Source organism: Nitrosopumilus adriaticus (genome assembly GCF_000956175.1).
GTDB lineage: Archaea > Thermoproteota > Nitrososphaeria > Nitrososphaerales > Nitrosopumilaceae > Nitrosopumilus > Nitrosopumilus adriaticus.
The window spans coordinates 406,950-420,559 of sequence record NZ_CP011070.1 but is presented as its reverse complement, the minus strand read 5'-3'; the positions used below and the strand labels follow the sequence as shown (position 1 = coordinate 420,559).

The window sequence follows — 13,610 nt, the reverse complement described above, 5'->3', positions numbered from 1 at the left end:
TAAATTCACTCGTCGGTAAATTGGCTATAATTATTAACGATTTCATCAATTGGTAGTCTTTTTCCACCCACTATTTTGAGATCTACATGAACTTTTTTCTCAGTTATTGTGAGAATGTTGTATGTGTTTTCAAAGAAACCACGAACTCTCTCAGATGTTGCAGTTCCCGCATTTACCACTGTCAAAGTTCTAAAATTCCAAGCCCAAGGCCTGTGTTTGTGTCCACATAAAACAATGTCAACTTTGGTATCCAGAACGGTTCTGAGAACATCTCCGGCATCAACAACAGTTAGTTGATCAGAGCCAGTATCAGGAATCGCAATCAAATGATGATGCATTGCAACAATCTTTACTTTATCTTTGTATTTTTTCATAGTTCTCTCCAACCACAAATTTTGTCTGTATCCCACTTCACCTTCATTCCTATCAGGTCTGGCAGTTCCAACTGTAACTAAAACAACATCATCACTGAGTTCATTTACAGCTTCAAATGGAAAGAATTTTTTGAATAATAGATAACCGGTGTTTCTATAATCATGGTTTCCACTAATTGCAATGATTTTTTTTGTGTTAAATTTTTCTAAAAGTGATTTGCATTTTTCATATTCCTTCATGAGTCCCTCATTTGTCAAATCGCCAGTAATTACAATCACTTCAGGATTTAGTTCATTTACTTCAGAAACTAGAGTATCAAATTTGTCTTCTAAAAATTGAGAGCCAACATGTAGATCAGAGATTTGAACTATTTGCATTTGAGATTACATTAGCAAATTAGGTATTAAATCATCACTATAGAAAATATGTAGATGTAAAATGAATTTCAAGGTAGAATTAAATAATAAACTCCTCAAAAATATTCAGTTTTGAGTAAAAAAGCAGCAGTAATGAAAGGAGACGGTATCGGTCCTGAAGTTGTAGAATCAATGCTCAAAGTTCTAAGAGAATGCAACACCCAATCAGAGATTATTCTTTGTGAGGCAGGCTCTGAGCAATGGGGAAAAAATGGAAGAAAAGACAAATCATACATCCCTGATGAGACAATCAAGATTTTAGAAGAATCTGATGCCTGCTTTAAGGGACCAACCACAACCATTCCAGTTCCAGGAGCCCCAAGAAGTGTAGCAGTTACTCTGCGTCAAAAATTTGAATTATATTCTAACATCAGACCAACTAAAACTTATGATAGATTAACACCTAATAGAAAACTTGACTGTGTATGTTTTAGAGAAGCAACAGAAGGATTGTACACAGGTGTTGAGGCAAGGATTAATGAAGATGCCGCAATTGCAATTAGAAAAATTACAAGACAAGGTTGTGACAGATTTCTAAATTCTGCAATGAAATGGGCAAAACAAAACAATATGAAAAAAATGGTTGCAATTACAAAAAGGAATATTCTAAAAGAGACAGACGGAATTTTTTGGAATTGTGCCCAAAAAGCAGTTGAGGGAACAGATGTGGAATTATCAGAGATTTACATCGACAACATGGCACAGCAAATGGTAGTAGCCCCTGAGCAGTTCAATGGTGCAGTTCTTGTGAGTACCAATTTGTTCATGGATATTATTTCAGAATTAGCTTCAGGATTAGTAGGATCTATTGGATTAATTTATTCTGCAAACATGGGAGATAATTTCGCAATGTTTGAAGCAGCACATGGAAGTGCACCACAATTTGCAGGACAAAATAAAGTAAATCCAACTGCAACTGTTCTATCAGGAGCTTGGATGGCAGAATATCTCGGTGAAAAAGATATCAGAGATGCAATATTTGATGCAACATACCAAGTAATCAATGAAGGAAAAACAGTGACATGGGATATCGGAGGCAATGCATCAACTACACAAATGACAGATGCAATTATCACATATGCAAAAGATAATCTAAGAAAATAATTAGTTAGTAGCCTCTACTAGAATTAATTCCTCAAAGAATAGTTTCTTTTTTGCCATAATTCGCGTTTTCAAGCCTAATTTTTGAGCATAGTCAATTAATTTTTGATAGTTAGATAACGACGATGTCACAAATACAAATTTTCCATTTTCTGCAATATTGTTAATTACAGAATCAAATATTTTTTTTGGAATCTCAAATCCTTCTGCACCACCATCTGTTGCAATATCTAGTATTTCATCAGTTGCAAGATAGGGTAAGTTGCATACAATGAAATCAAATTTTATTTTTAGTGCATCAGAGCCACTACAGCAAACAATATTTTCTGTTTTGTAGGTTTGATCCTTTAGTACTGCATAATTAATGTCAGTTCCAACTACAAGAGAAAAATTCTCAGATAGTAATTTTGTCAGATATCCAGAACCACTACCAATATCCAAGGCATTGTCTCCTTTTTCATCTTCAATGTTTTTTACAATGAAGAAGGTATCCTCTGAAGGAGGGTATTCTTCATTTTTTAAGAATTTGGTTTGCAAGATTAATTATTTCATCTCCAGAAAGATCATCGACTCTTTTATCTATTTCACTTTCCTTATTGAATTGTTTTAAAATATTTTTTACAGTCTTTCTCCTATATGAAAAAATTTTGTTGATTGTGTGTATTAGATCCTTACTCATTACATTTTTTTTAACAATTTTTAAAATTACAGAATCAACTTTTGGAGGGGGTGAAAAATTGTTTTTCCCTACATTTGAGAGAATCTTTATTTCAAAAGAGTAATCAGCTATGACGCTTACTGCCTTGCGTTTTTTTGATGATTTTGCAAATAATTTCTCTGCAAATTCCTTTTGGACCATTATCACTCCATGAGAAAATGAAGATTGTGCAAGCCACTCTATTGCCTCTTTACTCTTAGAATATGGAAGATTTGAGACAAAAATTGTGAAAGGTTCTTTTGACTTGAAACCATCACCTGATTTTAAAACCAAATTTTCAATGTTTGAAAATTTAGATTGTGCGTTTTTGGTTAGTTGCTCGTCTACATCAACTGAGATTACCTTGCTTGCATTTTCACACAGCAGTGGAGTTAGGATGCCCAATCCCGTTCCCAGTTCAAAAACAACGTCATTTTTAGTAATTTTAGCCTCAGAAACAATGCTTTGAGATATAGAATTTGAGTTGAGAAAGTGTTGTCCGAACCGTTTTCGTTTTATCATCTCTTAACAAAGAGATTCATTCTGCTTTCGCCAGTAATTTCATCCATGATTCGTTCTGAAATATGTTTAACTGGTTCTTTGAATCCGACTCTTTCTTGTAAATCAGCATAGCTTTCAAATTTTTTCTTTTCTCGTTCTTCAAGCATTGTTTTCATGTAGGTCTTTCCAATTCCTGGAATTAGTTCTAAAGCATGTATTCTTGGTGTTAATGGTTGCGCTTTGTTGAGGTATTCTACAAATTTAGATTCATTATTAGTTACAATATTTTCTACAACTGTTGGCAATTCGCTTTGTGCAGATGAAGAGATTTTATCATATTCCATCTTTCCCAGTACTGAGAGAACTTTAGTTCTCCCATCTTTTCCGATATAGATTTTCTCACCTATCTCAAAAGTAGAATTTGGAATTCCAAGAATTTCTAAAAGAGTTAAACGGTCTTCGCCTATTGCTGTAACAATAATTCCTTCTCGTCCTCTTACAGTAGATGATTTCCCTCTAGAATTAAAATCCAAAACATAAGCATGTTCCTCATATTTTCTAGGTGGGGATTGTGCCCTATACAAAATAAAATTCTCCGAAAAACTCAGGAATGCCCCTTGATTATATTGAGCATTTTTTCTAGAGTTTCAGCAAGAATTAGTTTTTTCCAGCCGAATGTAAATGAACGTAGTTCAGCCAAACTTGTAGGTCTAATGTTTACAATTTCAACAGCTTCATCTTCTGTTAGTTCACATTCTTTGATGAGTTGTTTTTTCATATCCTTTGCATCTTTTGATTCAATTGTCGCAAATTTTGAAACATAGTCATAGGTCCATCGCTGAATTTGATCCATATCCTCAGGATCAACTTTACCTAAGATTTCTTTAACTTCTGAAAGAGAAATGGCTTGTTTCTTTTGTACTTCTTCCATATCATACACCGAATGGTTTAATGTGATCCAATCTAGTGATTAAGGTTTTCGTTTTATCACCCAATTTGACATCAAGGGTGATTGCACGTCTGCCAACATTTGTAATACGACCCACTTTGCCGTGGTATCTTCTGTGTGGCAGTCCTTTGTGTTGTCTAGGATCAATAATGACAAGTGCTTGTTGACCTTCTTGGTATTCACGTAACAGGAATGAGACTCCTCTTGGAGAATCCTTTTTCATAACGGATCTTGATTTGTGCTTAAATCCATGTGAACGACCATGAGATTTTTTAGTTGCCATTAAGTGTCAAATCTCCGAAAGCCCTATTTTAAGACTTAGAACAGGATTTGGAAAAAATCACCCAATAATGTCAGTTCTCAGTTGCCCGCATGCAGCTGAGATCTCAGTTCCTTTTTCCACACGAATGGTGCAATTCACCCCTGCATTTGATAAAATTCGCTCAAATTCATGAACTCTATTTTTTGATGGGCGTTTAAAATCACCAGCAGTGGGATTTATTGGAATCAGATTGACATGAGAGCCATTTCCTTTCAAAAGTTTAGCCAATTCTTCTGCTATTTCAGCAGAATCATTAATTCCATCCATCAGCGCATACTCAAATGTCACACGCCTTCCAGTCTTTTTGAAATAACGTCTTCCTGCCTCAATAATATCCTCAACAGAATTTGGTCCTGCAGTTGGAACTAGTTCTTTTCGCAATTTGTTGTTTGGAGAATGCAGTGATATAGCAAGACCAATTTGCAAATTTTCTTCTGCTAGTTTATCGATTCCTGATACAATACCTATTGTAGAAATTGTTATGTGTCGTTGTCCAAGTCCAAATCCTCTATCATGTGTTAGAATTCGTATTGCTCTGATCATCTCATCATAGTTTGCCATTGGTTCTCCCATTCCCATAAATACCAAATTCGTTACATGTTCTCCTCGTTTTTCCAGAATTTCTGCAAAATGAATTACTTGAGATACAATATGTTCTGCAGCAAGATTTGTTTTAAAACCCATTTGTCCTGTTGCACAAAACACACAACCCATTGCGCAACCAATTTGAGTAGAAACACAAATAGTTGATCTTGGATGTCCTCCAAGTTTCGATGAAGGATATTGCATCAGAACAGTTTCTACTGCGTTGTCGTTATTTAGATCAAGTAGAAGCTTTGTTGTATCACCATCATCACTTACAACTCTATGAGTTTCTTTTGCAGAACCAATAGTGTATCCAGATTCAACAAGTTCTTCTCTTAATTTTTTTGGGAGTTGTGGTATGTCGTTGATGTCTTTGGGGAATTTGTAATATAATGGAAGCAAAATTTGATCTGCACGATATCTAGGATAACCCATATCAATTACTAATTTCTCCATCTCTTCTGGAAGTAAACGATACAGATCAGTCATTATGTATTGACAGTCTCAAATGATATTATAATTTAATCAATAGTATTGAAAATAAAAGAGAATTCAAAAAGAATTGAAGAGAAAGGAGAAGAGTTACTCTTCAATTGGTTCTGAATCATCTAATTCAGGGTCTACTGTAGATTTTACAGCATCCTCTACTTCAGGTGCTTCCACGGTAGCCTCTACTTCAGGTGCTTCCACGGTAGCCTCTACTTCAGGTGCTTCCACGGTAGCCTCTACTTCAGGTGCTTCCACGGTAGCCTCTACTTCAGGTGCTTCCACGGTAGCCTCTACCTTTGGCTCTTTTGCTGCTTTTGCTTTTTTGGTAGTCTTTTTGGTCTTTTTATCAGCTTCTTCAGGATCGATTACTCCTGCTTCGCCTAGAGCAAAGATTACTTCCTCTTCAGGGTGGTGAGGACTATCTACCATTCTAGCAATTCGCTTCTTACCTGATTTCTTAAAGTAGATTCTGTAGGTACTAGTATGTGCAACTACGTTTCCACCAATAGGTCGTGTTGGATCTCCAAAGAAGACATCAGGTGATGCCATAACTTGGTTGGTTGCAATTGCAGCACAGTTGTATGTTTCTGCAATTCTAGATAGCAAATGAACAAAATGATTGAGTTTTTGTTGTCTGACTGACAATGTTCCTCTTCCGAGATATTCAGCACGGAACAATCCAACTGCAGAATCTGCAACAATTAGTTTAACATTGTTTTCTTCAATTATAGGACCAGCTTCTTCTAGAATCAACACTTGGTGTGCACTGTTATATGCACGAGCAACTATGATGTTGTCTAGAACTTTTTCAGGATCCATATCATGGGCTTTTGCAATAGATACAATTCTTTCAGGTCGGAAAGTGTTTTCAGTATCAATATACAAAACACTGCCTTCAAGACCACCTTCTTCTTTGGTTTTTTGAACCATTACAGACATTGTATGAGCAAATTGTGTTTTACCACAACCAAATTCACCATAAACTTCTGTTAAGGCTTGAGTCTCAATACCACCATCAAATAATGTATCAAGGCAGTTTGTACCAGTTGTAATTTTACCAATACTTTGTCGGTGTTTGTAAATTTCACTTGCACTAACAAAGTGTTTGGCAATTAATCCCCCATCAACTAAGTGCTGTCGGGCTTTATTGACAATTTTTTCAGCAGTGTCCTTTTCCATTCCAGTTATGTCTGCAATTTCGACTGGACCTCTGACGATGAGATCCATGACGTTGTGGACACCTGCATCGGATAATTTTCTTGTAGTTACAGGACCTACGCCCTCTAAACTATCTAATCTTAAATCTTCTACCATACCGTATGGTACGGTACCAGTACTTTATAAGAGTATTGTTTCAGAATTAGATCGTAAAATGATAAATTTTAGTAAAAATTGACTAACGTCTCTTTCTTCTTTGTCCAGGTTTGTTCTGTCCAGGGAATCTACCAAGGACAAATCGTTTTTTGAAGTTACTTTTGTTTCTAAGACTAGAACTAGTACCTACAATCTTTCTACCTTCAACTTTTGGTGTCTGTCCTCTTACTTTACCTGCTTTGGTAAGTGAACCGTGTGTTGCCATGTTTTAAAATAGGAATTAGTGAATTTATGTATTTGTATGACTACCAGTATTTGGCCTTTACAGTCTCAATAACTTGTTCGTGTTCCTTACTCTTTCTACGTGCATATCTCTCCATTGCACCTAATGGAACACCACCAAGAGATCTTGCAATGGCGTTAAAGAAGTATCTTTGAGGACCTTTAGAGCCAGTTTTGGTCATGAATTTTTGAATACCATATTTGAAATTGTGCTGCCAGGTCTTGTAAAGAACTCCTAGCTGAGCAGGAGTCATTTCATTTCCAATATTGAAGAAATCAGATTTTTCTAACAAGCCTATAGGAACAAAGGTTAGTGCAGTTGCAGTAAACATGGAATCAGGTTGTTCATGCTCAAGTTCACTAAGCAAACGAATTGTCTCCCAAGAGTCTTCAGGAGTTTCATCATTGTCAAGACCCATAATTAATGTGAATGCAGGAATCCAATAATCTTGATTCAATGTCTTGACACCTTCTTTGACAACCCAATGCCATTCAGATGGATCATAAGGTGCAAGTTTTCTATCAGCATATTTACCAATTAGTCTAAGACTACCAGTTTCAAATCCAGCTTGAACGCCAATCATGTTGTCAGGTCCAGCTTTAATGATTTTAGAAAGATTTGGAATTAGTTTTTCATCGGCAATTGCTCCAGCCAATGTTCCATGTGTTGGGTTTGTGTGTTCAACACCAGTTGACATGATTGCAGTGAATAATTCTTCTAGGGCTTCTCTGTTTGGTTCCATTCCTTTTGCAGTTCTAGGATCCATTCCGTAAACGAAGATATCATCACTGTGAATCCAAGCAGATTTTGAGCCACCTTTCTTGATGTTAACTTCAATTTCTCTTTTGACTTTTTCAGGAGAATAGTATCTCAATGATCTTAATGTAACGTCACAGAATTTACAACCTCTACCACATCCACGCATTACCTCTACCATTCCATGCATACTAGGTTCTACAATATCAGGAATTTCTTCTAGTTCAGGTCTATCCCAGAAATTAACAAATCGTCCATGGATTTTTTTTCCATTTCTTTCAAATTCTTTAATGTTAACTTTAAAGTCACTTCTCTTTCTGAAAGGATCCATATTTTCAAAGTCACCATTAATCAAATAATTGAAGAATCTTCCAGCATGTCCATCAATTTCAGGTGCAATACCACCTAACTCTCCCTCTAGAATTGCATAGATGCCAAACTCTTCAATTTTTTCTGGATCGTAATTGTATTGCCAAGTTCCAGATGCACCTGAAATTACTTTTGCCTTACTGCCAGTTTTTAATTTAGCAGCTTTGATTCTATGATGTAATTCAGTATTGTAAAATTCATCATAAGATGTTTGTTTTCGACCATAAGTAAATGTCATTGTTACAGGACCCATGCCAAGAGGATCCATCTCATATGTTCCAACAACTTCAGTTTCAGGACCAATGAATTGCTCAATATGATCTGGATGTGCAACAACTACATCTTGTCTGCTAAATCCATCTCGGAGCAAACCAGCTTCTAATTTTCTCAAACCATATGGTGCATAATTTGCAACACCATTTGTGTGAGGAATATAATTACAAATAAAATCAAACAGGATTTTCGGAGTTACTTGTTTTCCAAGAATTTTGTACCAAAAACTGCTTTTGTCACGATTAGGGTCTAGTGCAGGTGCACATCCAAAAAATGTAGCTAATGAAAGCCCTCGATATGGCGACATTAAAGTTCTGTCTGCAGTTAAAACAATTTTTGGAGTTCCCATTTCCTTCATGGAAATAATTTTGTGATTTATTTTAAACCTTGCTAGTGGAATTCAGTATTTTTCTAAAATTCCAGCCTTATTTCTGTAAAAATGACCAAATTCCTTGTTTGAAGAAAGATGTTCACCATCAAAGACAGTACCATCCCTGCAAACGAGGTCTTCTCCAACACAGCAGCTTCCACAAATCCCAACACCGCATTTCATCATTCTCTCAAGACTTGCTTGAACAAACATGCCTCTAGAATGCGCAGACTGGACAGTTTTGTACATCATTATTTCAGGACCACAAACATAGACTCCATCATAATGAGATTCATTGACCAGTTTTTCAACTAAATCAGTGACAAATCCTTTTTCACCATAGCTTCCATCATCAGTTGAAACTAGTACTTTGTGAGGATTTTTCTCCAACATACTATTTGCAAAGTCTTCAAAGAAAACTTCATCTTTTGATTTTGCACCTATTAGTACAGTCACATCATCTGTTGGTTTTACAAATGAAAGTAATCGCATCATTGGAACAAGGCCAGTCCCCCCACCCACTAGCAAAAGTTTTCCTTTTTTTAGATCAAATGAATTTCCATAAGGACCACGAATTCCAATTTGTTGTCCTTCTTTGATATTAAATAATCCAGTAGAAGCTGGACCATGTTTTCTTACAGTAAATGCGGCTTTCCCAGGTTCGTTGGAGATCATTACACTCATTGGTAATTCATTAATTCCAGGAATCCAAACCATTGCAAATTGTCCAGGAAGTACATTTGACATTAGATCATCTGAAAAGACAAGAGTTCTAACAGTAGGTGTTTCATCAATTACTTTTTCAATAGTAACAATTGTTGTATGATTATGATTTCTTTGCAAGTCCCACCATATCCTTTATTGAGGAATAATTTTTTCTTTTCATATATTCGAGTATGCCATTATTGATTTCACCAAATACATCAATCCAATTATCACCAATTGCACTGCCAAGTTGAATTGCAGATGCACCTGCCAAGAAAAATTCTACTGCATCTTCCCATGTTGAAACACCACCACAGCCAATTATCGGAATATCATATTTTGAAGAAATCTCATATACGCATCTCAATGCAATAGGTTTAATCGGAGTTCCAGACAATCCTCCAAATTTATTACTAAGAATAGGTCGCTGTGTTTCAACATCAATAGCCATGGCTCTAACGGTATTGATTGCAGTGATGGCATCAATTCCTGAATCAATTGCTGTACTTACAGTATTAAGATAATGTGTAGTACCTAAACCGACTTTGGCAATTATAGGAACATCAGTTGAATTTTTAGATGTCGTTACAATTTTCCTAACTAATTCTGGATCATCACCAACTTCTAAACCGACTTTGGCAACGTGAGGACAGGACAAATTTAGCTCATATGCTGTAACTTTACAATTTTCAAATTGCTTTATCATAAACTCAAAATCTTCAGGAATAGAACCAACTAAACTAACTACAATTGGAACAGTTTGATTTGATTCAATCATTTTAGCAAAATTCGTGGCTCCAGGATTTGAGAGACCCACAGCATTTATCCAGCCACCACCTTTTACGCTAAAGATTGTTGGGTTTGGATATCCCTCCCAGGGTTCAGTACTAAGTGATTTTGTTACAACTGCACCTGCACCTGAACGATATAATCGATTAAAAACATCCAAAGATATACCTAAAATTCCAGATGCCAGCATCATAGGCTTATCTAATTGAATTTTACCTATGGAAGTTGCAAGACTAGGTTCCACTTTGAATAATGAACTTAGTTTCGAATATAATAGTTGATTCACGATTCTGGTACCTTTTTTAAAGGTGATTTAGAATCAACTAGTCATGTATTCTGTGATATTAACAGAATTGGGAATTTCAGTTTTCAATGATGACAAGCTTGAAAAAGCATTTCCTTTCTCAAATCCAGTTAAAGAGTATCTTTTAGTAAAAAATAGAGAATCGAAATTAAATGAATTGATCAATTATTTAGCTTCAATTCAAAGAGGAGTTTCTGTAAGTGACGAAGCATTACTTGCAATTTTAAAAAAATTTTCAATTGATTGTTATTTGATGGATGCTACACAATTAGATAATGTTCAAGCAACAAAACCTCAGATAATTGTAGATTCAGGTTTTGCATCTAATTTACAGGACACTTTGGGAAAACTAAGAGAGTTTGCTTTAGGAATATCATCATCTAAAGTTACAGAAGTTTCTGAAAGTCCAGATCTTCACATCATTCAAGCAATTAATTCATTAGATGAAATTGACAAGATTGCAAATGGTTTAAGTTCAAGACTTCGAGAATGGTACGGATTACACTTTCCAGAATTAGACAACATTATTGACAGCATTAATGGATATGCACAAATCGTACTTGCAGGAAAACGGGAATCATTAACAAAACAAGTATTTGAAGAAGCAGGATTCCCAGAATCAAAAGTTGAGATGTTATTATTAATTTCCTCAAAAAGTAGAGGGGGAGATATTTCAGATGTCAATTTAGCTATAGTTCAATCAATTGCAAAACAAATTTTAGACTTTCATGAATTACGTAAAAAACTTGAAGAGCATGTTGAGACTGCCATGCAAGAGATTGCACCTAACCTTTCTGCAATTCTAGGAAGTGCAGTAGGAGCAAGAATTTTAGGCAGAGCAGGAAGTCTCAAGAGGTTAGCATCCCTACCGGCTAGCACAATCCAAGTATTAGGAGCTGAAAAAGCATTGTTTAGATCATTGAAGACAGGCTCTCAACCACCCAAACATGGATTACTATTTCAACATGCCATGGTTCATGCAGCTCCTAGATGGCAAAGAGGAAAAATTGCCAGAGCAGTTGCTGCCAAAGCAGTAATTGCTGCTAGAGTAGATGTCTACGGAGAAGGACTAAACCAAACTCTACTTGAAAAACTCAACATCAGAGTAGATGAGATTGGCAAAAAGTATGAAAATCCAACTGAAAAAGATTTGAGAAAACCTCAAGAGTTTAGGCGTGATGGGGGAAACTTTGGAGATAGAAGAAGAGAAGGTGGAGATAGAAGAAGAGAAGGTGGAGATAGAAGAAGAGAAGGTGGAGATAGAAGAAGAGAAGGTGGAGATAGAAGAAGAGAAGGTGGAGATAGAAGAAGAGAAGGTGGAGATAGAAGAAGAGAAGGTGGAGATAGAAGAAGAGAAGGTGGAGATAGAAGAAGAGAAGGTGGAGATAGAAGAAGAGAAGGTGGAGATAGAAGAAGAGAAGGTGGAGATAGAAGAAGAGAAGGTGGAGATAGAAGAAGAGAAGGTGGAGATAGAAGAAGAGAAGGTGGAGATAGAAGAAGAGAAGGTGGAGATAGAAGAAGAGAAGGTGGAGATAGAAGAAGAGAAGGTGGAGATAGAAGAAGAGAAGGTGGAGATAGAAGAAGAGAAGGTGGAGATAGAAGAAGAGAAGGTGGAGATAGAAGAAGAGAAGAAGGCGGTTCAAGAAATGAAAGACCAGATTCAAATAAAAAGAGAAAAAAGTTTGGAAGAAGATAACCAATCATATTATTGGATAAAATCAGAAGGCGAAAGAAAACTAGCTACTGAAAATTTAGTTCCTGGAAACCAAGTCTATAAAGAAAAATTAATCATCAAAAAAGGAATAGAATACAGATTATGGGATGCATTTAGAAGTAAATTAGCAGCAGCTGTAATGAATGATCTCGAATATTTTCCATTTGAAAATAAAAGTATAGTTCTGTATTTAGGGGCATCAACAGGAACTACTGTCAGTCATATTTCAGATATTGTAGGTCCTAGTGGAATAGTTTTTGGAGTGGAGCATGCAAGTAGAGTAGCAAGAGACTTTCTTGACAGAGTTGCATCGTATAGAAAAAACATCATTCCAATACTTCAAGACGCAAGAAAACCAAAAGAATACTTTTCAGTATTTGGAAAAGTTGACATTGTATATGTTGACATAGCCCAGCCAGATCAAACACAAATTGCATTAGATAATTGTGAGATGTATCTTAAAAAAGGCGGATACTTCTTTCTAGTAATTAAAACACGTAGTATTGATGTTACAAAATCACCAAGAAGAATTATTGAAGAAGAAACTGAGAAGCTAAAAAAGAATTTCGATATTTTGCAATCAATTGATTTGCATCCATATGATAAAGATCATGCCATGGTAATTGCAAAATATAAAAACTAATTTTTTCCAGTAATCTTCATAACGGGTTTCCAGCTTTTACGCACAAAATTAGGCAGGACGTGATTATTTTTATAATATTTAGTGACAAATTTTACTGTAACAGAGTCTGAAGGGTATCCACTACCCAAATCATAATTTTTTTTCAACTTGGCAATTGCTTTATCCCTTGTAACTTTAGCAAGAATAGAGGCTGCAGCAACTACTAAAAATCTACTATCTGCACGATGATATGATTTTATTTTATGGTTTTCAGATAGTTTAGAAATTTCTTTTCCAAATCTAGAGGGATTAACATCGCAAGAATCAACATATGAAATGTCTGGATTTAATTTTGAAACTACTTTTGCCATGTATTTTGCTTCTAATCCATTTAGACAGTGCTTCTTTACACTGGCATCAATTAATCTAGGAGATATTTTTGCAATGTAATAATCATCCACAATTTCAATAATTTTTTTGTATAGATGTTCACGTAATTTAGGAGTGAGTTTTTTTGAATCTTTTACCCCTAATGCGCTTAATTTTTTAATATTTTTTTTATCTATTGACACACCAGCTATTACTAAAGGGCCCAACATAGGACCACGTCCAGCATCATCAACACCACAAATTTGCACGAATTGTGTCTTAAAGCACAAGTATTAAACCGTTATAC

General features: G+C 35.6%; 16 protein-coding genes. 3 read left to right on the top strand and 13 right to left on the bottom strand.

Annotation, left to right across the window (positions count from 1 at the left end; translation table 11 throughout):
* Nucleotides 1-5 precede the first annotated feature (5 nt).
* Nucleotides 6-752, bottom strand: a complete 747-nt coding sequence (locus NADRNF5_RS02465) for a metallophosphoesterase family protein (protein ID WP_048115352.1) — start codon at nucleotides 750-752, stop codon at nucleotides 6-8.
* Nucleotides 753-863: 111 nt separating this feature from the next.
* Here NADRNF5_RS02465 and NADRNF5_RS02460 point away from each other — a divergent pair, with 111 nt between their 5' ends.
* Entirely contained in the window at nucleotides 864-1,895 is a 1,032-nt protein-coding gene (locus NADRNF5_RS02460; protein ID WP_048115350.1) for an isocitrate/isopropylmalate dehydrogenase family protein, read from the top strand.
* Here the strand turns inward: NADRNF5_RS02460 and NADRNF5_RS02455 are convergent, their stop codons facing one another.
* The 11 genes from NADRNF5_RS02455 to NADRNF5_RS02405 form a co-directional block, all read right to left on the bottom strand.
* Entirely contained in the window at nucleotides 1,896-2,429 is a 534-nt protein-coding gene (locus NADRNF5_RS02455; RefSeq protein WP_048115342.1) for a HemK2/MTQ2 family protein methyltransferase, read from the bottom strand.
* The gene (rsmA, locus tag NADRNF5_RS02450; RefSeq protein WP_048115339.1) at nucleotides 2,404-3,111 is read right to left on the bottom strand and encodes a 16S rRNA (adenine(1518)-N(6)/adenine(1519)-N(6))-dimethyltransferase RsmA; all 708 of its coding nucleotides are present in this window, start codon (nucleotides 3,109-3,111) and stop codon (nucleotides 2,404-2,406) included. The genes NADRNF5_RS02455 and rsmA overlap by 26 nt, the downstream gene beginning before the upstream one ends.
* Entirely contained in the window at nucleotides 3,108-3,674 is a 567-nt protein-coding gene (locus tag NADRNF5_RS02445; protein WP_048115337.1) for a DUF655 domain-containing protein, read from the bottom strand. Before NADRNF5_RS02445 ends, rsmA begins: the two co-directional genes overlap by 4 nt.
* Before the next feature lie 20 nt (nucleotides 3,675-3,694).
* Nucleotides 3,695-4,021, bottom strand: coding sequence for an RNA polymerase Rpb4 (locus NADRNF5_RS02440; protein WP_048115334.1), 327 nt, complete (start codon nucleotides 4,019-4,021; stop codon nucleotides 3,695-3,697).
* A 1-nt stretch (nucleotide 4,022) separates the two neighbouring features.
* Nucleotides 4,023-4,322, bottom strand: coding sequence for a 50S ribosomal protein L21 (locus NADRNF5_RS02435; protein WP_048115331.1), 300 nt, complete (start codon nucleotides 4,320-4,322; stop codon nucleotides 4,023-4,025).
* Nucleotides 4,323-4,379: 57 nt separating this feature from the next.
* Nucleotides 4,380-5,435: a dual-specificity RNA methyltransferase RlmN gene (gene rlmN / locus NADRNF5_RS02430; RefSeq protein ID WP_048115328.1), complete on the bottom strand. Its 1,056-nt coding sequence runs from the start codon at nucleotides 5,433-5,435 to the stop codon at nucleotides 4,380-4,382.
* A 93-nt stretch (nucleotides 5,436-5,528) separates the two neighbouring features.
* On the bottom strand, nucleotides 5,529-6,749 hold the full coding sequence (radA, locus tag NADRNF5_RS02425; protein ID WP_048115325.1) for a DNA repair and recombination protein RadA: 1,221 nt from the start codon (nucleotides 6,747-6,749) through the stop codon (nucleotides 5,529-5,531).
* Nucleotides 6,750-6,831: 82 nt separating this feature from the next.
* Nucleotides 6,832-7,014 carry a 30S ribosomal protein S30e gene (locus tag NADRNF5_RS02420; RefSeq protein ID WP_048115322.1) on the bottom strand — a complete coding sequence of 61 codons (183 nt, stop codon included), beginning with the start codon at nucleotides 7,012-7,014 and terminating at the stop codon, nucleotides 6,832-6,834.
* 40 nt (nucleotides 7,015-7,054) lie between these two features.
* Complete coding sequence (locus NADRNF5_RS02415) at nucleotides 7,055-8,779, bottom strand: B12-binding domain-containing radical SAM protein (protein ID WP_192828345.1); 1,725 nt, start codon at nucleotides 8,777-8,779, stop codon at nucleotides 7,055-7,057.
* 51 nt (nucleotides 8,780-8,830) lie between these two features.
* Nucleotides 8,831-9,643 carry a dihydroorotate dehydrogenase electron transfer subunit gene (locus tag NADRNF5_RS02410; protein ID WP_048115316.1) on the bottom strand — a complete coding sequence of 271 codons (813 nt, stop codon included), beginning with the start codon at nucleotides 9,641-9,643 and terminating at the stop codon, nucleotides 8,831-8,833.
* Complete coding sequence (locus tag NADRNF5_RS02405; protein WP_237089313.1) at nucleotides 9,627-10,580, bottom strand: dihydroorotate dehydrogenase; 954 nt, start codon at nucleotides 10,578-10,580, stop codon at nucleotides 9,627-9,629. The genes NADRNF5_RS02410 and NADRNF5_RS02405 overlap by 17 nt, the downstream gene beginning before the upstream one ends.
* A gap of 43 nt (nucleotides 10,581-10,623) precedes the next feature.
* Between NADRNF5_RS02405 and NADRNF5_RS02400 the strand changes: the two genes are divergently transcribed.
* Nucleotides 10,624-12,294 (top strand): NOP5/NOP56 family protein, encoded by a 1,671-nt coding sequence (locus tag NADRNF5_RS02400; RefSeq protein WP_237089312.1) that lies wholly within the window; start codon nucleotides 10,624-10,626, stop codon nucleotides 12,292-12,294.
* Nucleotides 12,245-12,955, top strand: a complete 711-nt coding sequence (locus NADRNF5_RS02395; RefSeq protein WP_048115310.1) for a fibrillarin-like rRNA/tRNA 2'-O-methyltransferase — start codon at nucleotides 12,245-12,247, stop codon at nucleotides 12,953-12,955. Before NADRNF5_RS02400 ends, NADRNF5_RS02395 begins: the two co-directional genes overlap by 50 nt.
* Here NADRNF5_RS02395 and rnhB read toward each other — a convergent pair.
* Entirely contained in the window at nucleotides 12,952-13,572 is a 621-nt protein-coding gene (rnhB, locus tag NADRNF5_RS02390) for a ribonuclease HII (protein WP_048115308.1), read from the bottom strand. The two genes, NADRNF5_RS02395 and rnhB, sit on opposite strands and share 4 nt — an antisense overlap.
* Nucleotides 13,573-13,610 lie beyond the last annotated feature (38 nt).

Bases quoted from the DNA above. Each gene is read 5' to 3' on its own strand.
- NADRNF5_RS02400 (WP_237089312.1), top strand. From the start codon at position 10,624: ATGTATTCTGTGATATTAACAGAATTGGGAATTTCAGTTTTCAATGAT.
- NADRNF5_RS02395 (WP_048115310.1), top strand. From the start codon at position 12,245: ATGAAAGACCAGATTCAAATAAAAAGAGAAAAAAGTTTGGAAGAAGAT.
- rlmN (WP_048115328.1), bottom strand. From the start codon at position 5,435: ATGACTGATCTGTATCGTTTACTTCCAGAAGAGATGGAGAAATTAGTA.
- rsmA (WP_048115339.1), bottom strand. From the start codon at position 3,111: ATGATAAAACGAAAACGGTTCGGACAACACTTTCTCAACTCAAATTCT.
- NADRNF5_RS02420 (WP_048115322.1), bottom strand. From the start codon at position 7,014: ATGGCAACACACGGTTCACTTACCAAAGCAGGTAAAGTAAGAGGACAG.
- NADRNF5_RS02440 (WP_048115334.1), bottom strand. From the start codon at position 4,021: ATGGAAGAAGTACAAAAGAAACAAGCCATTTCTCTTTCAGAAGTTAAA.
- NADRNF5_RS02435 (WP_048115331.1), bottom strand. From the start codon at position 4,322: ATGGCAACTAAAAAATCTCATGGTCGTTCACATGGATTTAAGCACAAA.
- NADRNF5_RS02415 (WP_192828345.1), bottom strand. From the start codon at position 8,779: ATGGGAACTCCAAAAATTGTTTTAACTGCAGACAGAACTTTAATGTCG.
- radA (WP_048115325.1), bottom strand. From the start codon at position 6,749: ATGGTAGAAGATTTAAGATTAGATAGTTTAGAGGGCGTAGGTCCTGTA.
- NADRNF5_RS02465 (WP_048115352.1), bottom strand. From the start codon at position 752: ATGCAAATAGTTCAAATCTCTGATCTACATGTTGGCTCTCAATTTTTA.